At 63.4% G+C, this 26,155-nt stretch carries 26 protein-coding genes and 1 pseudogene; 20 read left to right on the forward strand and 7 right to left on the reverse strand.

Annotation, left to right across the window (positions count from 1 at the left end; translation table 11 throughout):
* Nucleotides 1–53 precede the first annotated feature (53 nt).
* Nucleotides 54–656: a nitroreductase family protein gene (locus QLG02_RS02670; protein ID WP_016351664.1), complete on the forward strand. Its 603-nt coding sequence runs from the start codon at nucleotides 54–56 to the stop codon at nucleotides 654–656.
* Between the two features lie 48 nt (nucleotides 657–704).
* On the opposite strand, the gene QLG02_RS02675 is transcribed toward QLG02_RS02670, so the two are convergent.
* Both QLG02_RS02675 and QLG02_RS02680 read right to left on the reverse strand, forming a co-directional pair.
* Nucleotides 705–1,355: an HAD-IA family hydrolase gene (locus QLG02_RS02675; RefSeq protein WP_282464445.1), complete on the reverse strand. Its 651-nt coding sequence runs from the start codon at nucleotides 1,353–1,355 to the stop codon at nucleotides 705–707.
* Entirely contained in the window at nucleotides 1,352–1,597 is a 246-nt protein-coding gene (locus QLG02_RS02680) for a hypothetical protein (RefSeq protein WP_011707010.1), read from the reverse strand. The genes QLG02_RS02675 and QLG02_RS02680 overlap by 4 nt, the downstream gene beginning before the upstream one ends.
* Nucleotides 1,598–1,714: 117 nt before the next feature.
* Between QLG02_RS02680 and QLG02_RS02685 the strand changes: the two genes are divergently transcribed.
* Complete coding sequence (locus QLG02_RS02685) at nucleotides 1,715–2,623, forward strand: LysR family transcriptional regulator (RefSeq protein WP_060389957.1); 909 nt, start codon at nucleotides 1,715–1,717, stop codon at nucleotides 2,621–2,623.
* A 71-nt stretch (nucleotides 2,624–2,694) separates the two neighbouring features.
* On the opposite strand, the gene QLG02_RS02690 is transcribed toward QLG02_RS02685, so the two are convergent.
* The 4 genes from QLG02_RS02690 to QLG02_RS02705 form a co-directional block, all read right to left on the reverse strand.
* Entirely contained in the window at nucleotides 2,695–3,651 is a 957-nt protein-coding gene (locus QLG02_RS02690; protein WP_282464446.1) for a diguanylate cyclase, read from the reverse strand.
* Between the two features lie 154 nt (nucleotides 3,652–3,805).
* Entirely contained in the window at nucleotides 3,806–4,450 is a 645-nt protein-coding gene (locus QLG02_RS02695) for a cold shock domain-containing protein (protein WP_282464447.1), read from the reverse strand.
* A 116-nt stretch (nucleotides 4,451–4,566) separates the two neighbouring features.
* Complete coding sequence (locus tag QLG02_RS02700; RefSeq protein ID WP_201885538.1) at nucleotides 4,567–5,133, reverse strand: isochorismatase family cysteine hydrolase; 567 nt, start codon at nucleotides 5,131–5,133, stop codon at nucleotides 4,567–4,569.
* Between the two features lie 33 nt (nucleotides 5,134–5,166).
* Nucleotides 5,167–6,330, reverse strand: a complete 1,164-nt coding sequence (locus QLG02_RS02705; RefSeq protein ID WP_282464448.1) for an FAD-dependent oxidoreductase — start codon at nucleotides 6,328–6,330, stop codon at nucleotides 5,167–5,169.
* A gap of 267 nt (nucleotides 6,331–6,597) precedes the next feature.
* Between QLG02_RS02705 and miaB the strand changes: the two genes are divergently transcribed.
* From miaB to lnt, 5 genes are all read left to right on the forward strand, one after another.
* Nucleotides 6,598–8,031 carry a tRNA (N6-isopentenyl adenosine(37)-C2)-methylthiotransferase MiaB gene (miaB, locus tag QLG02_RS02710; RefSeq protein WP_011707016.1) on the forward strand — a complete coding sequence of 478 codons (1,434 nt, stop codon included), beginning with the start codon at nucleotides 6,598–6,600 and terminating at the stop codon, nucleotides 8,029–8,031.
* A gap of 55 nt (nucleotides 8,032–8,086) precedes the next feature.
* Nucleotides 8,087–9,130: a PhoH family protein gene (locus QLG02_RS02715; protein ID WP_029299326.1), complete on the forward strand. Its 1,044-nt coding sequence runs from the start codon at nucleotides 8,087–8,089 to the stop codon at nucleotides 9,128–9,130.
* Nucleotides 9,127–9,591, forward strand: coding sequence for an rRNA maturation RNase YbeY (gene ybeY / locus QLG02_RS02720; RefSeq protein WP_269383267.1), 465 nt, complete (start codon nucleotides 9,127–9,129; stop codon nucleotides 9,589–9,591). Before QLG02_RS02715 ends, ybeY begins: the two co-directional genes overlap by 4 nt.
* Nucleotides 9,592–9,686: 95 nt before the next feature.
* Nucleotides 9,687–10,571 carry a CNNM family magnesium/cobalt transport protein CorC gene (gene corC / locus QLG02_RS02725; RefSeq protein ID WP_011707019.1) on the forward strand — a complete coding sequence of 295 codons (885 nt, stop codon included), beginning with the start codon at nucleotides 9,687–9,689 and terminating at the stop codon, nucleotides 10,569–10,571.
* Nucleotides 10,572–10,781: 210 nt separating this feature from the next.
* The gene (gene lnt, locus QLG02_RS02730) at nucleotides 10,782–12,326 is read left to right on the forward strand and encodes an apolipoprotein N-acyltransferase (protein WP_202001858.1); all 1,545 of its coding nucleotides are present in this window, start codon (nucleotides 10,782–10,784) and stop codon (nucleotides 12,324–12,326) included.
* Nucleotides 12,327–12,401: 75 nt separating this feature from the next.
* Here the strand turns inward: lnt and QLG02_RS02735 are convergent, their stop codons facing one another.
* Complete coding sequence (locus QLG02_RS02735; protein WP_005298255.1) at nucleotides 12,402–12,890, reverse strand: zinc ribbon-containing protein; 489 nt, start codon at nucleotides 12,888–12,890, stop codon at nucleotides 12,402–12,404.
* Between the two features lie 145 nt (nucleotides 12,891–13,035).
* On the opposite strand from QLG02_RS02735, the gene leuS reads away from it, so the two are divergent.
* The 13 genes and pseudogenes from leuS (at nucleotide 13,036) to ybeD (ending at nucleotide 26,068) form a co-directional block, all read left to right on the forward strand.
* Complete coding sequence (gene leuS / locus QLG02_RS02740) at nucleotides 13,036–15,615, forward strand: leucine--tRNA ligase (RefSeq protein ID WP_282464449.1); 2,580 nt, start codon at nucleotides 13,036–13,038, stop codon at nucleotides 15,613–15,615.
* A 117-nt stretch (nucleotides 15,616–15,732) separates the two neighbouring features.
* A complete protein-coding gene (gene lptE / locus QLG02_RS02745) occupies nucleotides 15,733–16,215 on the forward strand; it encodes an LPS assembly lipoprotein LptE (RefSeq protein ID WP_016351676.1) in 483 nt (160 codons plus the stop codon).
* A 13-nt stretch (nucleotides 16,216–16,228) separates the two neighbouring features.
* Nucleotides 16,229–16,336, forward strand: a pseudogene (locus QLG02_RS02750) (DNA polymerase III subunit delta); the annotation flags it as partial.
* Between the two features lie 35 nt (nucleotides 16,337–16,371).
* Nucleotides 16,372–17,403: a DNA polymerase III subunit delta gene (gene holA, locus QLG02_RS02755; protein WP_282464450.1), complete on the forward strand. Its 1,032-nt coding sequence runs from the start codon at nucleotides 16,372–16,374 to the stop codon at nucleotides 17,401–17,403.
* Nucleotides 17,404–17,443: 40 nt separating this feature from the next.
* Entirely contained in the window at nucleotides 17,444–18,088 is a 645-nt protein-coding gene (gene nadD, locus QLG02_RS02760; RefSeq protein ID WP_282464451.1) for a nicotinate-nucleotide adenylyltransferase, read from the forward strand.
* A gap of 185 nt (nucleotides 18,089–18,273) precedes the next feature.
* On the forward strand, nucleotides 18,274–18,615 hold the full coding sequence (gene rsfS, locus QLG02_RS02765) for a ribosome silencing factor (protein ID WP_011707026.1): 342 nt from the start codon (nucleotides 18,274–18,276) through the stop codon (nucleotides 18,613–18,615).
* Between the two features lie 22 nt (nucleotides 18,616–18,637).
* The gene (rlmH, locus tag QLG02_RS02770; protein ID WP_005298242.1) at nucleotides 18,638–19,105 is read left to right on the forward strand and encodes a 23S rRNA (pseudouridine(1915)-N(3))-methyltransferase RlmH; all 468 of its coding nucleotides are present in this window, start codon (nucleotides 18,638–18,640) and stop codon (nucleotides 19,103–19,105) included.
* A gap of 105 nt (nucleotides 19,106–19,210) precedes the next feature.
* Nucleotides 19,211–21,127 carry a penicillin-binding protein 2 gene (gene mrdA / locus QLG02_RS02775; RefSeq protein WP_011707027.1) on the forward strand — a complete coding sequence of 639 codons (1,917 nt, stop codon included), beginning with the start codon at nucleotides 19,211–19,213 and terminating at the stop codon, nucleotides 21,125–21,127.
* A complete protein-coding gene (gene rodA / locus QLG02_RS02780) occupies nucleotides 21,120–22,223 on the forward strand; it encodes a rod shape-determining protein RodA (RefSeq protein ID WP_016351680.1) in 1,104 nt (367 codons plus the stop codon). The genes mrdA and rodA overlap by 8 nt, the downstream gene beginning before the upstream one ends.
* On the forward strand, nucleotides 22,223–23,221 hold the full coding sequence (mltB, locus tag QLG02_RS02785; protein ID WP_282464452.1) for a lytic murein transglycosylase B: 999 nt from the start codon (nucleotides 22,223–22,225) through the stop codon (nucleotides 23,219–23,221). Before rodA ends, mltB begins: the two co-directional genes overlap by 1 nt.
* Nucleotides 23,163–24,128, forward strand: a complete 966-nt coding sequence (locus tag QLG02_RS02790) for a septal ring lytic transglycosylase RlpA family protein (RefSeq protein WP_282464453.1) — start codon at nucleotides 23,163–23,165, stop codon at nucleotides 24,126–24,128. Before mltB ends, QLG02_RS02790 begins: the two co-directional genes overlap by 59 nt.
* Nucleotides 24,129–24,323: 195 nt before the next feature.
* Entirely contained in the window at nucleotides 24,324–25,514 is a 1,191-nt protein-coding gene (locus tag QLG02_RS02795; protein ID WP_011707032.1) for a D-alanyl-D-alanine carboxypeptidase family protein, read from the forward strand.
* A gap of 290 nt (nucleotides 25,515–25,804) precedes the next feature.
* Nucleotides 25,805–26,068 (forward strand): DUF493 family protein YbeD, encoded by a 264-nt coding sequence (gene ybeD / locus QLG02_RS02800; protein WP_005298227.1) that lies wholly within the window; start codon nucleotides 25,805–25,807, stop codon nucleotides 26,066–26,068.
* Nucleotides 26,069–26,155: the final 87 nt, after the last annotated feature.

Raw genomic sequence — 26,155 nt, forward strand, 5'->3', positions numbered from 1 at the left:
TGGCCTTGCCGAGGACCACCGAAGACGATTCCCTGTCAAACAAAGGAGATGTTATGAGCAGTCCGTTTATCGAACAGATCAAAGTACGTCGTACCATCTATGCCCTGGGTGACCAGGTTTCCCATACGCCGGAGCAGCTGACCACTCTCATCCAGGATGCCATCAAGCACAGCCCCTCCTCGTTCAACTCCCAGAGCTCCCGCGCCGTCATCCTGTTTGGCGCCCAGCACCACAAGCTGTGGGACATCGTCAAGGCGGAGCTGAAGAAGATAGTGCCGCCGGAAGCCTATCCCCAGAGCGAAGCCAAGGTGGATGGCAGCTTCCGCGCAGGTTTCGGCACCGTGCTCTTCTTCGAGGACACCGACGTCATCAAGGATCTGCAGCAAAAATTCGCCCTCTACGCCGACAACTTCCCCATCTGGTCGGAACATGCCACCGGCATCGCCCAGTTTGCGGTCTGGACCACCCTGGCCCAGGAGAAGATCGGCGCGTCCCTGCAGCACTACAACCCGCTCATCGACCAGGCGGTACACAAGGAGTGGAACCTGCCCGCCAGCTGGCTGCTGCGCGCCCAGATGCCCTTTGGCAGCATCAAGCAACCGGCCGGTGACAAGACCTTCATGGACGACGCCGCGCGTTTTCGCGTGTTCAAATAAGCGCGTCGCCCACCACCCAAGCCCCCGCTCGACGGGGGCTTTTTGTTGTCAGGCCAGCAGCGTCAGCTGCAGACACGCCGCCTCCTCCACCACACTCACCTGGCGCCAGTCCTGGATCAGGGCACTGATGTTCGGATCCAGCCGCTGCCTGCCTCCCACCTGCACCACACGGCAACCCGCCCGCAGGGCACTGGTGATGCCGGCCGGCGCATCCTCGAACACCAGGCAATCGGCCGCCGCCAGCCCCAGACGCTCGGCCGCCAGCAGATAGGGCTCGGGATCCGGCTTGCCATGCACCACATCCTCGGCCCCCACCAGCAGGGCGGGCAACGGCAGAGCGGCGCTGCGCAATCGATGACGGGCCACCCGCTGGCTGGCGGAGGTCACCAGCGCCCAACGCTCGCTCGGCAAACCCGCCAGCAGAGCCCGGGCACCGGCGATGGCCTCCGCCTGGCCGGTGTGGTTGATCTCCAGCTCATCGAGCAGGGCCACCTCCTGCGCCATGTCCAGTTGCGGGGCCAGGGCTCGGAGCACCTCCCGCGAGCGCACCCCGTGGCACATGGCCAGCACCGGCTCGGGCGCCAGCCGATGGCGGCGGCACCAGAGCCGCCATACCGTCTCCACTTCGCCGGTGGAGTGCACCAGGGTGCCATCCATGTCCAGCAGCAGGGCGCTGGCCCGCAGCACAAGCCGGCTCATGCGCCGACCCCTGCCAGACCGGGTTCACTCCCCGCCAGAATGTCGCCGAAGGCCCGCCGCTGGGCCGCCTGTTCATAACAGGCCAGCGCCTGTTCGGCATTGCTCGCCCAGACTTGCAAGGGGCCGACCGCAAAGCCCTGCTGCAACAGGCTGGTAAGCAGCTCTCCCGTTTCCGGCGCAGCCAGCGGCTGGGCCAGCACCAGGGTTCCCTTGATCAAAAACAGATAGCGTTCGGCAGGCATGAGATGACTCCTTGTGACTGATCGGATGGGGCCAATGGGACCCGCTACCAGACCATTAGAACAAGGCGGTTAGATAATTTATAATCACAAAATGGCCACTTTAGATAACCATATGGAATGAAATTCGATCTGAAGCAACTGCAGGCATTCGTCACCCTGGCCGACACAGCCAACTACCGGGAGGCCGCCAACCGGCTGTTCATCACCCAGCCGGCGCTCACCAAGCAGATCCAGGGGCTGGAGCAGACCCTCGGCAGCACCCTGTTCAACCGGGGTCGCCACGGCGCCGAGCTGACCGCCATCGGCGCCCAGCTGCTCACCCAGGCGAGCGCCCTGGTCGAACACGGCAAGGGCTTTGAACGCCATGCCATGGCGTTGGCCAGCGGCATCGCCGGGCGCCTCAAGATTGGTTTCGGCCTGTCGAGCTTCGCGCTGGCACCGGCACTGGTGGCCAGCTTCAAGCAGCAGGTGCCCGAGGTGATGGTGCATCTGCAGGACATGACCTCCGCCATCCAGCAGGAGCGGCTGCTGTCGGGCCAGCTGCAGCTCGGCTTCATGCGCCGGCCCCAGGCGCCGCAGTTGCAGGAGCACAGACTGCTGACCGATCGGCTGGTGCTGGCGGTGCCGACCCTGATGACCCGGCCGGATCCGGCCGCCTTCGATGTGGAGCAGGCGCTGGCCAGCCAGCCCTTGCTGCAGATGGTCGGTCACCGCTGCCCCGGCCTCAGCCAGCAGATCGCAGGCTTTCTCGGCGCCAACCGGCTGACCGGCATGATCCAGGAGGCGGAGGATATTCAGACCCTGGTGGCACTGGTGGCCGCCGGCATCGGCAACGCCATCCTGCCGCGCAGCGTCAGCTTCATCGCCGGCCCGGACGTCACCCTCTACCCCTTGTCCGGCCCCTGCTCCGAGTGGGAGATAAGCCTGGTGTGGAACCCGGAATTTGCCGATCCCATCCGCGATCGCTTCGTGCAGCTGGTCATCGATGCCCACCCGGCGCCGCAGCCAGCCCTGCCGGGTCGCTGATGCGGCCGGTTCAGGGAGTCGATATCAGGGGGCAGGCGAGGTATCGCCACGGAGGGCGAGGCAATCGAGTATCAGGCGGCCGGCAGCGCGCTGCAGCTGACGCAGTGGCAGCGATTCTTGCCCCCCTGCTTGGCCAGATAGAGCGCCATGTCAGCGGCGGTCAGCAGATCCTCTTCCGAGACGCGGGCCTGCTGCGGCAACAAGGTGGCGATGCCGACGCTGGCGCTGAGTCGAAGCCCATCCGCCCCCGGGATCAGCAGCTCGCCGATGCCGACGCGAATGGCCTCCCCCATGCGGGAGGCGGCCTCGTCCCCGGTATTGCCGAGGATCAGGGCAAATTCGTCGCCGCCGAAACGGCACGGCAGATCGGTGGCCCGCTGGCAGAAGGTGTTCAGCAGCTGACCCACCTGCTGCAAGAAACCGTCCCCGACCTGATGGCCGAAGTGGTCATTGCACAGCTTGAAGTTGTCCAGATCCAGCATGATGAAGGAGATGGGGGTCTGTTCGCGCATGCTGCGCCGCCACTCGTTGTGCAGAAAGCTGTTGAACAGCCGCCGGTTCGCCAGCCCGGTCAGCGGGTCGTGCAGGGAGAGGTAGGCCATGTCCATCTCCTGCAGCTTGCGCTCGGTGACGTTGATGTGGCTGATGGTGTAGAACTCCACCTCGATGCCGGGGATGGCGGAGACCCGCATCATGAACCAACGCTGGGTATCCGGGCTGTGACAGGGGTACTCCAGATGAAAGTGCTGCTGCTCGTGGCGCAGTACCCGCCGGATCCCCTCGGCCGCCATCTGGGCCAGCGGCTCCACCGAGTTGTCGCACACCCTCAGATAGTTGACGCCAAGCCAGTCGTACCCCTCCGGCATGCCGTTCTGTTCGGCGAAACTATTCCAGGCGAGGTTGGTGTAGTGGATGACGCCATCCCGATCGATCACCGAGATCTGCTCCTCCAGCGAATTGAGCAGTGCAGACAGGTATTGCGCCCGATCGGAGAAGTGAAACAGTGATCCCTGAAAATAGTCCGCCATGACCCTGCTCCTCACCCAACAACGACGTACCGCACCTGCCGCAACCACCAGCGTAATGCCAGCATGCCGTCCATGACGAAGGGGCATCGGCGGCCATGGTCCGCTCCCGGCCTGCAAGATAAAGATAGATGATCAACCACTTGCACCATCCCCGCTAGTGGCCGCACCACTGGCTTTCACAAGGAATCCCGTTCCCTCTTCCTCTGCCGTCCATCTTGGTATTGGGGCAGTTTTGCAAAAACCAGGTCGCCTCCTCGCAGGAGGTCATCTGGGAGCAGTACTGACGACCGTCGCACTGACGGACGAAGGTGGGCGTCGCCTGCGGGCTGTCTGTGCTGTCCGCTGCCTGCTGACTGAAAGAAGAGCTTGGCGAAGGCGAGACCGACTCGGCCGAGAAGCGGGAGTAAATGGAGAAGATCCCGGCCAGCACCAGCAGCGGGATCAGCTTGCCGCGCCAGTTGCTGCGGCGCCGATAGACGGGGCGCGGGCGTGCCCTGGCTGGCGTCGGCCGCTCCCCGGTCACAGCCTGTCTGCCCACAGAAGGCGCTGGTTGGGCGCCTGCCAGCGACAGCGGCCGATCCACAAAGAACACCTGCTCGGCCCTGGGTTTGCCATCCTGGCCGCTGCCAAGCAGATAGGAGACCCGCTCGCCAATCTTGGGCAGCGAGCCATCTGACTGCAGCGCCGAGATATGCACGAACAGCTCGGCTCCTTTTGGCTCGCCATCCCCCTGCTCGGGGGCGATAAAACCAAAGCCGCGCGCCTCGTTCCAGCGCACGATCCGTCCCTGATAACGCATGCCCTCATCCTTGTGGCCATCGATGCTCGCTTCATGTTGCCCAAAATGGCTGCGGCCCGACAGGGGGCCGCAGACAAAATGTCAAAACAGTGAGCAAGCTCCGCCTGCGGACGGGATCAGGCCAGCTGGGCCACCTTGCAGACCTCGGCGATGCGGCCAAGCATCCGCAGCGAGGCATGGTGCTCATTGGCATCCGCCGCCGCGCAGGCATCCTCCAGAATGGTGATGGCGTAATCCCGATCATGCCCCTCCCGCGCCGCCGCCTGAATGGCCCAGCTGGTGCTCACCCCGCACAGATAGAGGTGCTCGATACGATTGGCCCGCAGCGCCGGCTCCAGCGCGGTGCCGTAGAAGGGGCTGACCCTGGGCTTGGTCAGCACCAGATCGCCGGGCTGCACGTCGAGGTCGGCGTGAAAGTCGGTGCCGCCATCGCCAAGCGACAGCGCCCCGAACTGGTGAGCCCGGCCAAACATGGGCGAGCCCTTGGGCTGCAGCAGATAGTGCGGGTCAAAACCCACCTTGATCAGCACCACCAGCCAGCCGTGGGCGCGGGCATGGGCCAGCGCCTGATTGGCGTGCGCGATGGCGTCCTGTTCCAGCACATGGGCCGCCGAGGCGGCGATGCGCCCGTCCGGGTGGGCGATGTCGTTGATGAAATCGATCACCAGCAATGCCTTGTTCATGCTGTCTGCTCCCTCATGATGGCGCCGCGCGCCTTAAACCAGCCCCAGCGCATAGCGTAGCGCCATCTCCTTGAGCGGGCCCGCCTTGTCCGCCAGATTGAGGGCCAGGTTGCGAGCCAGCTTGAGCGGGCCTATCTCGTTGCTGAACACCCCGTAGAAGAGATCCATCCCCGACTGCATCAACAGGTTGTCGGGGCGGCGGCGCCGCTCATAGCGCCCGGCCAGCGCCAGCTGATGCCAGTCGGCGCCAGCCCCCTGCAGCAGATCGCTCCAGCAGGCCACGTCCTTGAAGCCGAGGTTGACCCCCTGCCCCGCCAGCGGGTTGATGGTGTGGGCAGCATCGCCCAGCAGCACCACCCGACCGGCGTGGTAGTCGTTGGCGTGGCGGCGCACCAGCGGGAAGCTCCCCTTGGCCGTCACAGCAAACCCGCCGAGCCGGCTCGGGAAGTGGCGGCGCACCTCGGCGGCCAGCCCCTCGTTGCTCATGGCGGCCAGCGCCCGGATGCGGGCCGGGCTGTCATACCACACCAGGGAGCCGTGCCGGCCCGGCAGCGGCAGGAAGGCGCGCGGGCCGCTCGGGGTAAACTGCTGCCAGGTGATGTCTTCCTGTTCGAAGTCGGTGTCGATGTTGATCAACATGCAGTGCTGGCGGTACTCAAAGCGCGACACCCCGATGCCAGCCAGCTTGCGGGTGTGGGATTCGGCGCCGTCGCACGCCAGCACCCAGCGGGCTGCCAGCTCGCTGCCATCATCCAGGGTCAGCACCGCCTCGTCCGCACTCTGGCGCAGGCTCGTCACCGCCGCCGGGGTGTGGGTCTGGATGTTGGGGAAATCTTCCATGCGTCTGAGCAACGCCAGCTGCACCAGCCGGTTCTCGATGATGTAGCCAAGCTGGGGCAGACCGAGGTCGGCGGCATTGAAGCGGGTGGCGAAGCCGTCCAGCTCCCAGGTTTCCAGCCGGCGATAGGGGCACAGCCGCATCTGCTGCAGATGCTGCCAGGCGCCGGCCTGCTCCAACAGCGCCACCGAAGCCTGACTGATGGCGGAGACCCGCAGATCCAGCGGCTGCTCGGGGGCGTATTGCTCCGGCAGCCGGGTCTCGATGACCCGCACCGACAGACCCTGCGCCGCCAGCAGACAGGCGGTGGCGGCGCCGACCATGCCGGCCCCGACAATGGCGATATCACACTGTTCCATAACTTGATTCCTGCAAGGGGTGAGCCCGGGCAAGGGGAAAGAGCAGCCGGACCGAATGACCACATGATACCGCAAGGGGCGCCGGGAAACAGTCAAGGGTGTGGAGAATTAGTGCGCCAAATCAAGGAGAAAGCCGATGGCGACCGGAAGCCCGTCGGCGGCGCTCCGGCCGTGGCCGGCTGGATATTCGCTAGGCAGTCTCCGGATTGCGGAGTAAAATGCCCGGTCCTTTGACCATGCCGCATTCAAAACAAGTCAAGAGAAGCAATGAGCAAAAAACTTCACATCAAAACCTGGGGTTGCCAGATGAACGAGTACGACTCGTCCAAGATGGCCGACCTGTTGGATGCCAGCAATGGCTACACGCTTACCGAAGAGCCCGAAGAGGCAGACGTTTTGCTGCTCAACACCTGCTCCATCCGCGAAAAAGCGCAGGAGAAGGTGTTTCACCAGCTGGGACGCTGGAAGAAGCTCAAGGCAAACAAACCCGGTCTGGTGATCGGCGTGGGCGGCTGCGTCGCCTCCCAGGAGGGGGACAACATCCGCACTCGCGCCCCCTATGTGGACATCGTCTTCGGCCCGCAGACCCTGCATCGCCTGCCCACCATGATCAAGCAGGTGCAGGAGGGGCGCGGCGCCCAGGTAGACGTCGCCTTCCCGGAAATCGAGAAGTTCGACAGCCTGCCCGAGCCGCGCGCCGAAGGGGCGACCGCCTTCGTCTCCATCATGGAAGGCTGTTCCAAATACTGCTCCTTCTGCGTGGTGCCCTACACCCGCGGCGAGGAGGTGAGCCGCCCGCTCGACGACGTGCTCTATGAAATCGCCCAGCTCGCCCAGCAGGGCGTGCGCGAAGTGAACCTGCTCGGCCAGAACGTCAACGCCTATCGGGGCCCGACCTTCGACGGCGGCATCTGCACCTTCGCCGAGCTGCTGCGGCTGGTGGCCGCCATCGACGGTATCGATCGCATTCGCTATACCACCAGCCACCCCATCGAGTTCACCGACGACATCATCGAGGTCTACAAGGACACCCCGGAAGTGGTCAGCTTCCTGCACCTGCCGGTGCAGAGCGGCTCCGACCGCATCCTGACCATGATGAAGCGCCCGCACACCGTGCTGGAGTACAAGTCCAAGATCCGTCGCCTGCGCGCCGCCCGTCCCGACATCACCATCAGCTCCGACTTCATCGTCGGCTTCCCGAACGAGACGGACGAGGATTTCGAGGCCACCATGAAACTCATCGAAGAGATCAACTTCGACATGAGCTTCAGCTTCATCTACAGCCCGCGCCCCGGTACCCCGGCCGCCGATCTGCCCGATGACGTCGACATGGAGGTGAAGAAAGCCCGCCTGACCCGCCTGCAGCATGTCATCAACAACCAGTCGATGCAGATTGGCCGCGCCATGCTGGGCTCCACCCAGCGCATCCTGGTGGAAGGGCCCTCCAAGCTCGACCCCATGCAGCTGTGCGGTCGCACCGAGAACAACCGGGTGGTCAACTTCGAAGGCCCGCATACCCTGATCGGCGGCTTTGCTGACGTGGAGATCACCGAGGTGCGTCCCAACTCCCTGCGCGGCAAATTCCTGCGCGGCGAGAACGAGATGAACCTGCGCATCGCCACCGCCCCGAGCGAGATCCTCGCCCGCCGCCCGGACAACGTACCGGACCCGCTGGGCGTGGCCGCCTTCACTCCCCACTAATCTGTTCACCCCATCCGGCCCCGGCCGGATGGGATCGCGTCAAGACGAGGACACTTTGAGCCGACACATCTCGACCCTGAATCTGCATCTGGAACCCGCCGACAACCAGCGTCTCGCCAGTCTGTGCGGTCCGTTCGATGACAACGTCAAACAGCTGGAACGCCGCCTCGGCGTCGAGATCAGCTACCGCGACAACCACTTCCAGCTGCTGGGCAAGCAGGCCCAGGTGGAGGCGGCCGCCGTCATCATCAAGCACCTTTATGTGGAAACCCAGCCGCTCAAGGGTGGCAAGGTGACCGACATCACCCCCGACATGGTCCATCTGGCCATTCAGGAATCGCGGGTGCTGGAGCAGGATGACGAGCCGGCGCCGAGCATTCCTTATGGCAAGGAGGTGACGGTCAAGACCAAGCGCGGCCTCATCAAGCCGCGCAGCCCCAACCAGGCCCAGTACATCGCCAATATCGTGCGCCACGACATCTGCTTTGGCATCGGCCCTGCCGGGACCGGCAAGACCTATCTTGCGGTGGCGGCGGCGGTGGACGCGCTGGAGCGTCAGGAAATTCGCCGCATTCTGCTGACCCGTCCGGCGGTGGAAGCGGGCGAGAAGCTCGGCTTCCTGCCCGGCGATCTCTCCCAGAAGGTGGACCCTTACCTGCGCCCGCTCTACGACGCCCTGTTCGAGATGCTGGGCTTTGAGCGGGTGGAGAAGCTGATGGAGCGCAACATCATCGAGGTGGCGCCGCTCGCCTATATGCGCGGCCGCACCTTGAACGATGCCTTCATCATTCTCGATGAGGCCCAGAACACCACTACCGAGCAGATGAAGATGTTCCTGACCCGCATCGGCTTCAACTCCAAGGCGGTGGTCACCGGCGACATCACCCAGGTAGACCTGCCCCGCAACCAGAAGTCGGGCCTGCGCCACGCGCTGGAAGTGCTGCAGGATGTCGACGGCCTGTCGTTCAACTTCTTCGAATCCAAGGACGTGGTACGCCACCCGGTGGTGGCCCGCATCGTGCAAGCCTACGAGGCGTTCGATGCCAAACAGGCGGCCGACAAAGTCGCCCCCCACACCAGCAAAGAGAGTGCCCAATGAGCGTGACCCTGGATCTGCAACTGGCCAGTGCCAGCACCGACGGCCTGCCGAGTGAGGCCCAGCTGCAGGGCTGGCTCGACGGCACCATTCTTGGCTTCCAGCAGGAGGCCGAAGTGACGGTGCGCATCGTCGACGAGGCGGAGAGCAACGAGCTCAACCTCACCTATCGCGGCAAGGACAAGCCCACCAACGTGCTCTCCTTCCCGTTCGAGGCCCCACCCGGCCTGGAGCTGCCGCTACTCGGCGATCTGGTGATCTGCCGCCAGGTGGTGGAGCACGAAGCCGTCGAACAGGACAAGCCGCTGATGGCCCACTGGGCCCACATGGTTGTGCACGGCAGTCTGCATCTGCTAGGTTATGACCATATCGAGGATGACGAGGCCGAAGAGATGGAAGCGCTCGAGCGCGACATCATGCAGGAGCTCGGTTTCGCCGATCCTTATCTGAACGACGAAGAGTAAAGAACCGGATGGTCATCGTCTTGAAACAGCCGATGCCCATCCTCATATAGCCACAACGATTTCAAGTGTGTTCATACGAGTAACCAAGAGAGAAAATGACCGACGATCACCCTAGTACCGGCTCGCCGAAGAAAACCTGGCTCGACAAACTCAGCCAACTCTTCCAGGGCGAGCCAAAAGACCGCAACGATTTGGTGGAAGTGATAGCCGACGCCGAAGAGCGCGATCTCATCGATCAGGACACCAAGGACATGATCGAGGGCGTGCTCGAAATTGCCGAGCTGCGCGTACGCGACATCATGATCCCCCGCTCCCAGATGGTGACCATCGAGAAATCCCAGCCAGTGGACGAGATCCTGCCGGTGATCATCGAGTCGGGTCACTCCCGCTTCCCGGTGATCAACGAAGACAAGGATCACGTGGAGGGCATCTTGCTCGCCAAGGATCTGCTGCCATTCGGGTTTGGCGGCCACCACGCCAGCGAACCGCTGCAGCTGGAGAAGATCCTGCGTCCCACGGTGATCGTCCCCGAGAGCAAGCGGGTCGACCGTCTGCTCAAAGAGTTTCGTGAAGAGCGCTACCACATGGCCATCGTGGTGGACGAGTTCGGCGGCGTCTCAGGTCTGGTGACCATCGAGGACATCCTCGAGCTCATCGTCGGCGAGATCGACGACGAATTCGACGACATCGAGGATGAGCCGGACGAGATCCGCCGTATCAGCAAGCGGGTGTTCGCCGTCAGCGCCCTCACCGAGATCGAAGATTTCAACGACTTCTTCGGCACCCAGTTCAGCGATGAAGAGGTGGATACGGTGGGCGGTCTGGTGATGCACGCCTTCAGCCACCTGCCCAAGAAGGGTGAGGAGATCGAGCTGGAAGGCTACCTGTTCAAGGTGATGCACGCCGACAAGCGCCGCCTGCAGCAGCTGCAGGTGAAGATCCCCGACAACCATGTCGCGGCCCAGTCCGAGGCCCAATAAGCCTTGATCCTTGCCAACAGCGCCCCGCCCGTCGGGGCGCTGTTCGTTTGAGCGCACACCACCTCTGCTTCCCACGAGTCACAGGGCCCGTCATCGCCCTTTTATTCCCTCGCTTCGGGCCGTCGGCCGGGAGGCTCGCCGTTGACCGCCTTTACGGGTTAAGATACCGGCCACTCAACCCATTGCAGTTCAATCCGAGCCTTATCGCCCGTGAAATTACAGCCCGTGAAATCAAAACTCCTGACCAGCCTGTTTGCCATGGCCTCTGGCGCCATCGCCGTGCTCGCCTTCTCGCCCTTCAACTACTGGCCGCTGGTGATCCCCTCCCTGCTCGGTCTCTACGCCCTGCTGGACAAGGCCAACCCCAAGCAGGCGGCCTGGCGCGGCTTTGGCTACGCCATGGGGCTGTTTTTGCCGGGGCTCTGGTGGATCCACGTCAGCATGACCATGTTCGGCGGCATTCCGCTGCCGGTGGCCTTCGTGCTGCTGGCCGGGCTGTCGGCCTATCTGGCGCTCTACCCGACGCTGGCCTGCTGGGCCTTCGCCCGCTTCTTCAGCGGTCGCCACTGGAGCCGCTGGCTGCTCGCCTTCCCGGCGCTCTGGCTGATGGCCGACTGGCTGCGCGGCTGGGTGATGACCGGCTTCCCCTGGCTCTGGTTCGGCTACAGCCAGATTGACGGGCCGCTCAAGGGCTTTGCCCCCATCCTCGGCGTGCAGGGCATCACCCTGGCGCTGCTGTTGACCGCCTCCGCCCTCTGGCTGCTCTGGCAGAGCCGCAAGCCGGCCTGGCTGCTGGTACCGGTGGCCCTGGTGGGCGCCGCCCAGGGGCTGATGCAGCTGAACTGGGTAACCCGCGGTGAACCGGTCAAGGTGGCGCTGGTGCAGGGCAACATCGAACAGTCCCTCAAGTGGGATCCGGAGGCGCTGGTGCCGACGGTGCGCAAGTATCAGGATCTCAGCCGCGAGAACCAGGACGCCGACATCATCGTCTGGCCGGAATCGGCCATTCCGGCCATCGAGAAGGAGATGGGCAACTACCTGGAGAGCCTGGACAAGGCGATGAAGGTGAACGATACCGGCCTGCTGGCGGGGATCATCCACTACGATCTCGAGCAGCAGCGCTTCTTCAATACCGTGCTCGGCATGGGGGTGCAGGATGCGGAAGGCAAGGAGTCCTACTACTACCAGCACAAGAACCGTTACTACAAATACCACCTGTTGCCCATCGGCGAGTTCGTGCCCCTTGAAGATTTGCTGCGTCCCATCGCTCCCTTCTTCAACCTGCCCATGTCCTCCTTCAGCCGCGGTGACGAGGTGCAGCCGAACCTGATCGCCAAGGGGCTCAAATTTGCTGCCGCCATCTGCTACGAGATCATCTTCCCGGACGAGGTGCGCCGCAACGTGCAGCCGGATACCGACTTCCTGCTGACCGTCTCCAACGACGCCTGGTTCGGCACCAGCATCGGCCCTTGGCAGCACATGGAGATCGCCCGCATGCGCGCCCTCGAGCTGGCCCGCCCGCTGCTGCGCGACACCAACACCGGCATCACCATCGTCACCGAGATCGACGGCAGCATCATCGCCCAGATCCCGCAGTTCGAGGCTGGCGTGCTGCGCACCGAGGTGCGTCCCGCCCACGGCGAGACCCCCTACCTGCGCCTTGGCAGCTGGCCCATGTATGGCATCGCCGCTCTGCTGCTGGCGCTGGGACTGGGGCTGCGCCCCCGCGCCCACCCCTGGGCGCGCAAAGGCTGACCCAGTCGTACAACCCGATAAATGAGAGAGGCGCCCTTAGGCGCCTCTTTTTATGACTTGGCTCCGTCTGGCCACTCAAGGAGACAGTGGCTCACGGTGATACTCATCGGCTCCGCACTCAGGACAAGTGCCGAGCTGCTCGGGGTGCAGCACGGTATGGCGCCACTCGCAGTGATCGCACACCAAGACCCCGAGCCCCACCCAGTCGCCGGCCCGGTAGACGCCCTTGTGCTCCAGCTCGTCCGCCAGCTCCTGCCACTCTACCTGAGTGCGGTCGGTCACATCCGCCAGCCAGGACCAGGCGGTGTCTTTGAGCGCCAGCATGAAGGCGGACTCCTCCACCTGCTCATCCTTGCGCCCCTCGTCATAGTTGCCCAGATCCCGCTTCACATACTCGGCGATCAGCGCCAGCTCGTCCTGGGTCAGATCCCCGGCCGCCTCCAGATAGGCCTGCACCTTGGCGATCATCCGGTTGAGGCGCTCCCCCTGGAACTGTTCTGTCTCTTGCCACTGCTTTTGCAGCTCGGCAATGAAGGCTTCGTACCCTTTTTGACGTTTGTCCATGGCCGTTACTCCTCTACTGAACCCTGATCAGGCCCGGCTTAAGGCCCGAGGGACGCTGGCGGTTGTTGCCGCCGCAGGATATGGGTATTCTATTGCGATTTCCCAGCTGATTTATCTATCCATTTCACAGATCCGGATGTCACCAATGCAAGAGCAATACGTTCCCCAATCCATAGAACCAGCAGTGCAAAAGCACTGGGATGCCAAGAAAACCTTCAAGGCGGTGGAGAAAGTAGACAAGGAAAAGTTCTACTGCCTCTCCATGTTCCCCTATCCGTCTGGTCGTCTACACATGGGGCACGTTCGCAACTACACCATAGGTGATGTGATCTCCCGTTATCAACGCCTCAATGGCAAGAACGTGCTGCAACCCATCGGTTGGGACGCATTCGGCCTGCCGGCGGAAAACGCCGCCATCAAGAACAACACGGCACCGGCGCCCTGGACCTACGAAAACATCGAATACATGAAGAACCAGCTGAAGATGCTGGGTCTGGGTTATGACTGGGATCGCGAGCTGGCCACCTGCAAGCCGGACTACTACCGCTGGGAACAGTGGTTCTTCACCAAGCTCTACGAGAAGGGTCTGGTCTACAAGAAGACCTCCTCCGTCAACTGGTGCCCGAACGACATGACCGTGCTGGCCAACGAGCAGGTGGTGGACAACTGCTGCTGGCGCTGCGACACCCCGGTGGAGCAGAAAGAGATCCCCCAGTGGTTCATCAAGATCACCGATTACGCCGAAGAGCTGCTCAGCGACATCGACAACCTCGAAGGCTGGCCGGAGATGGTCAAGACCATGCAGCGCAACTGGATTGGCCGCTCCGAAGGGGTCAACATCAGCTTCGCCATCGAGGGTCAGGCTGAGCATCTGGAGGTCTACACCACCCGTCCGGACACCTTTATGGGCGTGACCTATGTGGGCATCGCCGCCGGCCACCCGCTGGCGCTGCAGGCAGCCCAGCACAATCCGGAACTGGCCGCTTTTATCGAAGAGTGCAAGAACACCAAGGTGGCCGAAGCCGAGCTCGCCACCATGGAGAAGAAGGGCATGGCCACCGGCCTCTACGCCATTCACCCGCTGGATGGCCGCAAGGTGCCGGTCTGGGTCGCCAACTTCGTGCTGATGAACTACGGCACCGGTGCCGTGATGGCGGTACCGGGCCACGACCTGCGCGACCATGAGTTCGCCACCAAGTACGGCCTCGAGATCAAGCCGGTCATCAAGCCGGTCGATGGCGAGCTGCCAAACGTGATCGAGGCCGCCTACACCGACAAGGGCGTGCTGTTCAACTCAGGCGAGTTCGACGGCCTCGAGTTCCAGCCGGCATTCGATGCCATCGCCAGCAAGCTGGAGAGCCTTGGCTGCGGCAAGCGTACCGTCAACTTCCGTCTGCGCGACTGGGGTGTCTCCCGTCAGCGCTACTGGGGTGCCCCCATCCCGATGCTGACCCTGGCCGACGGCACCGTCGTGCCGACCCCGGAAGACCAACTGCCGGTACTGCTGCCGGAAGACGTGGTGATGGACGGTATCCAGAGCCCGATCAAGGCCGACGCCGAGTGGGCCAAGACCACTTACAACGGCCAGGAAGCGTTCCGCGAGACCGATACCTTCGACACCTTCATGGAGTCCTCCTGGTACTACGCCCGCTACTGCTCCCCGGACTACGACAAGGGCATGCTGGATCCGGCTGCTGCCAACCACTGGCTGCCGGTGGATCAGTACATCGGCGGTATCGAGCACGCCTGTATGCACCTGCTCTACGCCCGCTTCTTCCACAAGCTGCTGCGTGACGCTGGCCTCGTGAACAGCGACGAGCCGTTCAAGCGCCTGCTCTGCCAGGGCATGGTGCTGGCCGACGCCTTCTACTACAAAGACGAGAAGGGCGGCAACGTCTGGGTCAGCCCGACCGACGTCAAGGTGGAGCGTGACGAGAAAGGCCGCATCACCAAGGCCGTCGACAATGAAGGCCGTGAAGTGATCCACTCCGGCATGACCAAGATGTCCAAGTCCAAGAACAACGGCATCGACCCGCAGCTGATGGTGGAGCGTTACGGCGCCGATACCGTGCGTCTGTTCATGATGTTCGCCTCGCCGGCCGAGATGACCCTGGAGTGGTCCGACTCCGGTGTCGAGGGTGCCCAGCGCTTCCTGCGCCGTCTGTGGCGCATCACCTTCGAGCATGTCAGTGCCGGTGTAGCTCCCGCACTGAATGTGGCTGCACTCAGCGCCGAGCAGAAGGCCGTGCGCCGCGAGCTGCACAAGACCATCGCCAAGGTGAGCGACGACGTGGGTCGCCGTCAGACCTTCAACACCGCCATCGCTGCCATCATGGAGCTGATGAACAACTTGGCCAAGCTGGGCAGCGACGAGCAGGATCGCGCCCTGATGCAGGAAGCGCTGGAAGCGGTCGTGGTCATGCTCTACCCCATCACCCCGCACATCGGCTTCGAGCTGTGGAAGATGTTGGGCAAGGGCGACGACGTGGATCACGCCGTCTGGCCGGTGGCCGACGAAGCGGCCATGGTCGAGACCGAGAAGCTGGTGGTGGTGCAGATCAACGGCAAGATGCGCGGCAAGCTGACCGTGCCGGCCGAGATCAGCCAGGCCGATGTCGAGAAACTGGCCATGGCCGATGCCTCGGTGCAGAAGTTCACCGACGGCCTGACCGTGCGCAAGGTGATCTACGTGCCGGGCAAACTGCTCAACATCGTGGCCAACTGATGCCATACCGCCTGGCCATGCAGACTGACCGTCTGATTGCCAGGCGGTAACAGCAAACGGATGATAACGGCGGGCCCTGCGCCCGCCGCTCTTCACTTCATGCAAAGAGGATTTTCTATGGGCACCACCCTCACTCGCTGGCTGACCATACTGCTGACCGGTCTGCTGCTGCAGGCCTGCGGTTTTCAGATGCGCGGCACCGCCATCCCGCCCGAGTTGATGACCATGAAAGTGGTCGGTGACAACAAGAGCGATTTCTATCGACTGGTCACCACCCGCCTCAAGGCGGCCGGTGTGCAGCTTGCCGACAAGGAGGGCATCCCGGTGCTGACCCTGTCCGGCGTCGGCAGCACCAGTCAGGTCGCCTCCGTCGACTCCATCGGCCAGGCCCGTGAATACGTGCTGGGCTACAACACCCAGTTCACCGTCTCCATGCCGGGCAAACCGACTCAGGTCTTCCCCATCGCCTTCAACCGCAGTTTCCTGAACAAGCCGGATGCGGCGCTCGCCTCCTCCCGCGAGCAGGAGCAGCTTGGCAAGGAGATGCAGGAGCAGGCCGCCAACCTGGTCATCCGCCAACTCAGCCAGGTCAAGTTCTGATGCGAGTATCTTGATGAGAGTCTATCCCGAGCAGTTTGCGGATCACCTCAAAGCAGGGCTCAAGCCCTGCTATCTCATTTTTGGGGACGATCCCCTGTTCAAGAATGAGCAAGCCATCGACCGTGCATCCTTCCCCCTCAACCAGGCCAGGCTCTGATGCGGATTTACCCTGAACAACTCGCGGACCATCTCAAAGCAGGGCTCAAGCCCTGTTATCTCATTTTTGGGGACGAGCCCCTGCTCAAGCTGGAAGCCATCGACGCCGTGCGCCAGGTGGCGCGCAAACAGGGCTTCGATGAGCGCCACAGCTTCGTGGTGGAACAGGGACTGGACTGGAATCAGGTCTACGATGCCTGCCAGGCCATGAGCCTGTTCTCGGCCCGCCAGATCATCGAGCTGGAGCTGCCAGCCAAGGTCGACAAGGAGTTGGCCGCCCGCATCAGCGAGATCGGCAAACAACTGCACCCCGACCTGCTGCTGGTGCTGAGTGGTAATCGCCTCAACCAGACCCAGATGAAGGCAGCCTGGTTCGACAAGCTGAGCCAGAGCGGCACCTATGTGCCGGTCAACCACCCCGAGCCCCGCTTCTTTCCGCGCTGGATGAGCGCCCGCTTCCAGCGCTTCGGCCTCAAGGCGCTACCGGATGCGGTCAACTTCATGTGCCACTCCTACGAGGGCAACCTGTTGGCCGCCAGCCAGGAGATAGAGAAGCTGACCCTGCTGGCACCGCCCCAGCCCATCAGCGTCGCCTATCTGCAGGAGACCATCATCCGCCACGCCCACTTCACCCCGTTCCAGCTCATCGACACCCTGCTGGAAGGGAAGGTGAACCGGGCCCAGCGCATCCTGCTGGCCCTGCGGGCCGAGGGCACCGAGCCCGGCATGCTGGCCTGGGCCCTCTGCCGCGAGCTGGAGCAGCTCACCGAACTGGCGCTGGCGGCCAGGGCCGGTCAGCCGCTGGTGGAGCACTTCTCCCGCCTGCGCATCTGGCAGAGCCGCCAGCAGCTCATTCAACAGGCGCTGACCAGGCTGCCCTTCGCCAAGCTGCAGCAGTTGTGGCAACTGATGGCCCGGCTCGACGACGCCCAGCGTCGCTTCGATACCGAACAGGCCTGGCTGATGCTGCAGACCCTTGCCCTCGGTTTTCGCGATGGCACCCCCTTGCCGCTGGCGGGATCTGACGCATGAGCCAGCCCGTCGACATCCCAGCCGTCACCGGAGGGAGCCCATGTTGAAACCGCCCATCGGCATTCTGGGGGGGACGTTCGATCCCATCCACATCGGTCACCTGCGCCCGGCCATCGAGGCCCGCGACGCCCTGGGCCTGGCCGAAGTGCGCCTGCTGCCGAACCATATTCCGCCCCATCGCGCCAGCCCCTTCTGCTCGAGCGAACAGCGCCTGGCCATGGTCGCCCTGGCAGCGGCGGAAAACCCGGGCTTCGTGGTGGATGAGCGGGAGCTCAAGCGGGACACCCCCTCCTGGACCATCGATACCCTCATCGAGCTGCGTCATGAACTGCCGGATACCCCACTCTGCTTTTTGATGGGGATGGACTCCCTGCTCGCCCTGCCGAGCTGGCACCGCTGGCAGGAGCTGCTCGATTACGCCCACCTGGTGGTGAGTACCCGCCCCGGCTGGCAGCCGGACTACCCGGCCGAGGTGGCCGAGCTGCTGGCCCGCCACCAGAGCCGGCAGGTGGCAGATCTGCATCGGCTGCGTCACGGCCGCATCTGGCTGGCGGACAATCTGCCGGTCGAACTGTCGGCCACCCGCCTGCGGGCGCTGCTGGCAACGGGCGCGGATCCCCGTTATCTGCTGCCGCCGTCGGTGGCGCAATACATCCGTCAGCAGGGACTGTACCAGCCGGCATGAACCCGATCGCGGCCGGCGGTTGTCCGGCACGGATCGCGCACTATAGTGATCAACAGGGGGCGAGTTTGCCAAGCGGGCACGGCCCCTGTTCCACTCCCCTTCGCCGCACTGGGAAACGGGAGTGACCATGATATAATCCGCCGCCCTCACGCCGTGAAAGCGCGCCGGAATACAGGAGAGACTCATTGCAAGGTCAAGAATTGCATGCCTTTATCGTCGACAAGATCGATGACATGAAAGGCCGCGACATCATCACCCTCGATGTACGCGGCAAATCCAGCATCACCGACACCATGATCGTCTGTTCCGGCAACTCCAGCCGTCACGTCAGCGCCATCGCCCACCATCTGGCCAGCGAGGCCCGCCATGCCGGGCTCGATCTGCTGAGCGTGGAAGGCCAGCTCACCGGCGAATGGGTACTGGTGGATCTGGGGTCGGTGATCGTGCACGTGATGCAGGATGAGCATCGCGACTTCTACCAGCTGGAAAAACTCTGGAGCGGCACCGCTCAAGTGAACGCGCAATAACCGAGTACAAGTGTAATAAACGATGAAGATCCAGTTGATTGCGGTGGGCACCAAGATGCCCGCCTGGGTAGAGCATGGCTTCGAAGAGTATCGTCGTCGTTTCCCCAAAGACATGCCGTTCGAGCTGGTCGAGATCGGCGCCGGCAAACGTGGCAAAAATGCCGACATCCCCCGCATTCTGCAAAAAGAGGGGGAAGCCATGCTGGCGGCGGCCGGTCGTTCGCGTATCGTGACCCTGGATATTCCCGGCAAACCCTGGACCACCGAGCAGCTCGCCGTGCAGCTGGAAGCCTGGAAGCTGGATGGCCGCGATGTGGCCCTGCTGGTGGGCGGCCCTGAAGGGCTGTCGCCCGAGTGCAAGGCTGCCGCCGAACAGAGCTGGTCGCTGTCGCCGCTGACCCTGCCCCACCCGCTGGTGCGGGTGCTGGTAGCCGAGAGCCTCTATCGCGCCTGGAGCATCACAACCAATCATCCGTATCACAGAGAGTGAGCCATGCACTATTCCAGCATCCCCCTCTCAAACCAGAATCACAGAGCGTGAGCATGCATATCTGCACCCCGTTTCTCACCTGCTCGACAGTCATAAGGTAGCGGCATGCTGAAGAATCGCATCGAGATGCGCGACCACAGCGCCGAGGGTCGCCTCTTCTTCCGACGTACCCTGGTCGCCTACATCGGCATGATAGTGCTGATGCTGGTGTTGCTGGGCAACCTCTATTACCTGCAGGTCGAGTCTTACGACACCTACCAGACCCGCTCCAACGACAACCGCATCCGGGTGGTGCCGGTGGCGCCGCCGCGCGGCCTCATCTATGACGCCAACGGCGTGCTGCTGGCGGAGAACCGCCCGGTCTACAGCCTGGAAATAGTGCCGGAAGAGACCAAGGATCTGGAGAGGACCGCCGACGAGCTGATCGCCCTGCTGAAGCTGCCGGAGGGCACCAAGGAGAAGTTCCTGGCCGAGGTCAAGCGCCAGCGCCGCTTCAAACCGGTGGCCCTGTTCGAGAAGCTGACTGAGTATCAGGTCGCCCTCTTCTCGGTCAACCAGCACAACTACCCCGGGGTCAGCATCGAGGCCTATCTCAAGCGCTACTATCCGTTTGGTGACACCCTCACCCACGCACTGGGTTATGTGGCCAAGATCAACACCCGCGACGTGGAGCGCCTCGACAAGGAGGACAAGCTCGCCAACTATGCCGCCACCAAGGACATCGGCAAGCAGGGGGTGGAGAAGTACTACGAGGATCAGCTGCACGGCGTGGCAGGCTACCAGGAGGTCGAGGTCAACAACCGCGGCCGGGTGGTGCGTACCCTCAAGTTCCAGCCGCCCGAGCCCGGCAAGGACATCTACCTCAACATCGACATCCGGCTGCAGCTCAAGGCACAAGAATTGCTGGCCGGTCGCCGCGGCGCCATCGTGATGATGGATCCCAATACCGGCGCCATTCTGGCCATGGAGTCGAGCCCGAGCTACGACCCCAACCTGTTCGTGACCGGCATCTCCAGCGCCAACTACTCGGCGCTGCTCAACGATCCGGCAAGGCCGCTGGTGAACCGCACCACCCAGGGCATCTATGCCCCCGCCTCCACCGTCAAGCCCATGATGGCGGTGATGGGGCTCAACGAGGGGGCAATCACCCCCAACTACCGCTACTTCGGCGGTCCCAGCTTCTCCATCCCCGGCACCACCAAGAAGTTTCGCGACTGGCGCCGCTGGGGTCACGGCTGGCTCGACGTCTACCGCGCCATCGAAGTGTCGGCGGATACCTACTTCTACGATCTCGCCTACCGGGTCGGCATCGACAAGATCAACAGCTACATGACCAAGTTCGGCTTCGGTCAGTACAGCGGCGTCGATCTGTACGAGGAGACCAAGGGGGTGATGCCGTCGCGCGACTGGAAGATGGCCCGCTGGCGCCAGCCCTGGTATCAGGGTGACACCATCTCCATCGGCATCGGCCAGGGCTACTGGAGCGCCACCCCGATCCAGCTGGCCAAGGCCATCAGCATCCTGACCCAGAACGGCCACGACGTGACGCCGCACCTGCTCAAGAGCACCGCCTCCATCGATGGCGTGGTCAATGCCCCCATCAACCCGAACATGGCCATCCAGACCAAGAGCGACAGCTACTGGCAGGTGGCCAAGGACGGCATGTGGCGGGTCATCAACGGTCACGAGGGAACCGGTCGGCGCGCCTTTGCCAACACCCCCTACAAGGCGGCAGGCAAGTCCGGTACCGCCCAGGTGGTGGGGCTGAAGGAGAACCAGGTCTACAACGCGGCCACCACCAAGGTGGAGCACCGCGACAACGCCTTGTTCGTCTCGTTCGCCCCGTTCGAAGCACCCAAGGCGGTCGTCGCCCTGGTACTGGAAAACGCCGGTGGCGGCAGCAGCATGGCCGCTCCGGTGGCCCGCCAGATGCTGGACGCCTACCTGCTGCCACCGGAGCCGCAACTACCGCCGGCGCCGGCCAAGAAGCCCCAATCTGAAGAGGTCGCTCCTCATGAGTAATTCCGCTCGCCAGCAGAGCATCTGGTACAAGCTGCACATCGACTTGCCGCTGCTGCTCGGCCTGCTGACCCTGATGTCCCTCTCCATGGTGGTGCTCTACTCCGCCTCCGGCCAGGACGTCGACTCCATCGTGCGCCAGCTGGTGCGCGGCGGGCTGGCGTTCGCCCTGATGATCGGCATGGCCCAGCTGCCCCCCTCCCTCTATGCCCGCTGGTCGGTGCCGCTGTTCGTGGTGGTGGTGCTGCTGCTGGTCGCGGTGGACGTGTTCGGTCATATCGGCAAGGGGGCCCAGCGCTGGCTGGACCTCGGCTTCATGAAGTTTCAGCCCTCCGAGGTGATGAAGCTCTCCATGCCCATCATGGTGGCCGCCTGGCTCAGCCGCCACTCGCTGCCACCCAAGTTCAGCCACCTGGTGCTGAGTCTCATCATGGTGCTGCTGCCCACCCTGCTGATCGCGGCCCAGCCCGATCTCGGCACCTCCATCCTGGTGGCCGCCTCCGGCTTCTTCGTGATCTTCCTGGCGGGGATCAGCTGGTGGCTGATCGGGCTGGCGGTGCTGCTGATCTGTGCCTTCATGCCGGTGCTCTGGTTCTTCCTGATGCACGACTACCAGCGCCAGCGGGTGCTGATGCTGCTGGATCCTGAGAAGGACCCGCTCGGTCGCGGCTATCACATCATCCAGTCCAAGATAGCGATCGGCTCCGGCGGCGTGTTCGGCAAGGGCTGGCTGCAGGGCACCCAGTCCCAGCTCGAATTCCTGCCCGAGCGCCACACCGACTTCATCTTCGCGGTGTTCAGCGAGGAGTTCGGTCTGGTAGGAGTCGCCCTCTTGCTGGTGATCTACCTCTACATCATCAGCCGCTGCCTGTTCATCTCCATGCAGGCCCAGAACAGCTTCGAACGCCTGCTGGGCGGTGCCCTGACCCTCACCTTCTTCGTCTACGTGTTCGTCAACATGGGTATGGTGAGCGGCATACTACCCGTGGTGGGGGTCCCCCTGCCGCTGGTGAGCTACGGCGGCACCTCCATGGTGACCCTGATGGCCGGCTTCGGCATCCTGATGTCCATCCAGACCCACAGAAGGCTGCTCGCCTGATGCGACTGGCCGGTTTGCTGCTCTCTCTCGTTGCCCTGACCGCAACGGCGGCCGTCGAGCCTCCGGGGCTCGCCCGGCTCGCCGAGCAGCAACAGGTGCCGCTGGCCGAGCTGCAGGCCGCCGCGGCCCAGGCCAGCTTGCGCCAAGAGGTGCTCGACACCATCAGCCACCCCTGGGAGGCCAAACCCTGGCACCGTTACCGGCCGCTGTTCATCACCCCGGAGCGGATCCGGGACGGCGTCGACTTCTGGCAACGCCACGCCGCCACCCTGGCGCGGGCCGAACAGACTTACCAGGTGCCGGCCTCGCTCATCGTCGCCATCATCGGCATCGAAACCTTCTACGGCCGCCAGATGGGCCGCCATCCGGTGCTCGACAGCCTCTATACCCTAGGCTTCCACTACCCCGAACGGGCAGATTTCTTTGCCAAGGAGTTTGCCCAGCTGGTGCTGCTTGCCCGGGAAGAGAAGTGGCCGCTCACCCGCCTGAAGGGCTCCTATGCCGGCGCCATGGGCATGGGTCAGTTCATGCCCTCCAGCTATCGCCACTACGCGGTCGACTTCGACGGCGACGGCAAGCGCGATCTGTTCGCCAATCCGGTGGATGCCATCGGCAGCGTTGCCCACTATTTTGCCGAGCACCAGTGGCGCTGGGGGGAGTCGCCGGTCGAACCCGCCTTGATCGGGTTGGCGCCAGTGGGTACCCTGCTGGGGCCTGCCCCCGAGCTGACCCAGACCTGGGCCGAGCTGGCCACCGCAGGCATTGAACTCGCCACCCCGCTGGCACCCGACACGCCGGTGAAACTGCTGGCATTGGAACAGGCCGATGGACCGGAATACTGGGTCGCGCGCCACAATTTTTATGTGATCACCCGCTATAACCGCAGCCCGCTCTATGCGATGGCGGTGTATCAACTCAGTCAAGCAATCCAGGACGCGTATGCATTACAGCCACAAACTTCTCCCGCTCAGCCTGACCCTGTTGCTGGCCGCCTGTAGCAGCCAGCCAGAGCAGCTTCCCCCGCCTCCCGAACCGATCCAGCCGGAAAAACCCCAGGTCATCGAAATCCCGCAGGCCACCGGCGCCATCCCGCGCCCCGAACCCCTGAGCGCCAGCGGCAACCGGGATTACTGGATAGGCAAGCAGAAGAACGAGGTGTGGCGCGACATCAAGCACTACAGCGAAGAGGGGACCGCCAGCTGGCTGGCGCAGGATCTGGACGGCCAGAAGACCGCCAACGGCGACGTGCAGGACAGCAAACTGTTCAGCGCCGCCCACCGCAACCTGCCGCTGCCAAGCTATGTGCGGGTCACCAACCTGGACAACGGGCTGGAGACCATAGTGCGCGTCAACGATCGCGGCCCCTTCGGCAGCGACCGGCTGATCGATCTCTCCCATGCGGCCGCCAAGCAGCTGGAGATGGTGGAAGGGGGCGAGGCACGGGTGCGGGTCGAGCTCATCAACGACACCCCGGACCAGATGGTGATCATGGCCCCCATGAAGCCCATCGAGATGACACCGACCACACCGGCTGCCGCTGCCCCTGCAGCTCAGGACGGCTTCGTCGGCCAGCCCACCGAGCTGGCCATGGCCACACCGGCTGCCGCCAAACCGGCCCCCGTCAAGGCTCCGGTTACCAAACCTGCCAAACCGGCAGCGGCCAAGGCGGCCGCGCCCGCCAGCAGCGGCGAGGGCAAGATGATCCAGGTGCTGGCCAGCGGCTCGCAGGCGCGGGCCGAGGCGATGGGCAAGGTGATGACCCAGCGCCATGGGGTGCCCTACCAGGTGGCGGCCCACGGTGCCATCTTCCGGGTCCTGCTGGGACCGGTCCCCGCCGCTCAGCAGAGCGCCCTGCTCGAACAGATCCGTCAGGGGGGGCTGGAGCAAGCCTTCATCGTCCCCTGATCGCGGAGTGGCTCACCCAGCATGAACCACCGCCAACCGCCCGCCATCACGTCGTTTCCCGGCGTGATGGCGGCAATGGATGGATAAAAAACCAGGCCAGATGGCACGTCGGGCTTTGACCGACGGTCGCTTCTGGTATAGTGAAGCCCGCATTTTTAACTTGGGTTACCCCAACCAGGCTCCAGGAATTTCAAGATGTCCAAATTTGCCCGTTCAGTTATTCTGGCCTCCCTGATAAGCGCCACCGCTCAGGCCAACACGCCTGTACCGACCCCGAACGCCAACCCCGTGGTCGTTCCCGCCGCGCCGGAGATCTCCGCCAAGGCCCATATTCTGATCGACTACTACTCGGGTCAGGTGCTGGCCGAGCAGAACGCCGAAGAGCGTCTGCCGCCCGCCAGTCTGACCAAGATGATGACCTCCTACATCATCGGCCAGGAGCTGCTGAAGGGGAACATCAAGCGCACCGACATGGTGACCATCAGCCAGAACGCCTGGTCCAAGAACTACTCCGACTCCTCCAAGATGTTCATCGAGGTGGGCAAGCAGGTCTCGGTCGATGATCTCAACAAGGGCATCATCATCCAGTCCGGCAACGACGCCTGCGTCGCCATGGCCGAATTCCTGGCCGGCAGCACCGACTCCTTCGCCAGCCTGATGAACAGCTGGGCCGCCAAGCTCGGCATGAACGACAGCCACTTCATGAACCCGCACGGACTGGATGCGGAAGGTCACTACAGTACCGCCCACGACATGGCGCGCCTGGGCCAGGCCCTGATCCGCGACCTGCCGGACGAGTACAAGATCTACGCCCAGAAGTCCTTCGTGTTCAACGGCATCACCCAGCACAACCGCAACCGTCTGCTGTGGGATCAATCCCTGCAAGTTGACGGCATCAAGACCGGCCACGTCAGCCAGGTCGGCTACAACCTGGTCTCCTCCGCCACCAACAACGAAGGCATGCGCCTGATCGCCGTGGTGCTGGGTGCCAGCAGCGAAGCCTCCCGCGCCGCCGAGAGCAAGAAACTGCTCACCTACGGTTTCCGTTTCTTCCAGAGCCTGACCCCGTACAAGGCCGGCACCGAGCTGGTGACCCAGAAGATCTGGATGGGCGACAAGTCTGAAGTGAAACTGGGCGTCGACAAGGACGTCTCCGTGCTGGTCACCCGTGGCCAGGGCAACAACCTCAAGGCTGACTTCCAGCTCGAAAGCGAGCTGAAGGCACCGCTGGCCAAGGGCCAACGGGTCGGTACCGTGTTCCTCAAGCAAGGTGACAAGGAGATCAAGCAGGTTCCGCTGGTCGCCCTGGAAGAGGTGCAGGAAGGTGGCCTGATGAGCCGTCTGTGGGATTACCTGGTGATGCTGGTCTCCAGCTGGTTCAAGTAACCCGCGCACAAACCTGACCAAACAGCGGCGCCAACAGGCGCCGCTGCTGTCTTTTGCGGTCGGGCCAGTCAATAACCCTGCAATCTGCAGGTTCCGCCGACTGACGATTTGTGGTAAAAAGCAGCACCTCCATGCCTCGTCTGCCAGACCGGACCTTGATCCCGGCCTGGGCAATGCCCATATACACTTGAGCAGTGCCCGCCACAGACGTAGATGGCGGCCCTGATGGGCCATCGGCCACTAGCCACAAGCGATGAAGTCGTCCCATGACGACACCAAAAGGTGAGTAAATGAATACCAAGTTTGATGAACTGCTGGAGTTCCCCTGCAAGTTCCCGTTCAAGGTGCTCGGCGTTGCCGACCCGGCGCTGCCGGACATGGTGGTGGAAGTGCTGCAGCAGCACGCCCCCGGTACCTACAGCCCGACCGTGCAGCCCAGCTCCAAGGGCAACTACCACTCGGTCCGGGTCACTGTGACCGCCCAGAGCAAGGAACATATCGAAGCCATGTATACCGCACTCGGTAACATAGAGCTGGTTCGCTACGTCCTGTAAGTCGCCTCTCTCGCCCCGCCACCGGGGCGACTGATTATTTGCCAGCCGGCTGTCGTGGCCGCGCTGGCCGACCCCAGCGCCTGTCAG

This window comes from Aeromonas sp. V90_14 (assembly GCF_029967615.1).
Taxonomy (GTDB): domain Bacteria; phylum Pseudomonadota; class Gammaproteobacteria; order Enterobacterales; family Aeromonadaceae; genus Aeromonas; species Aeromonas hydrophila.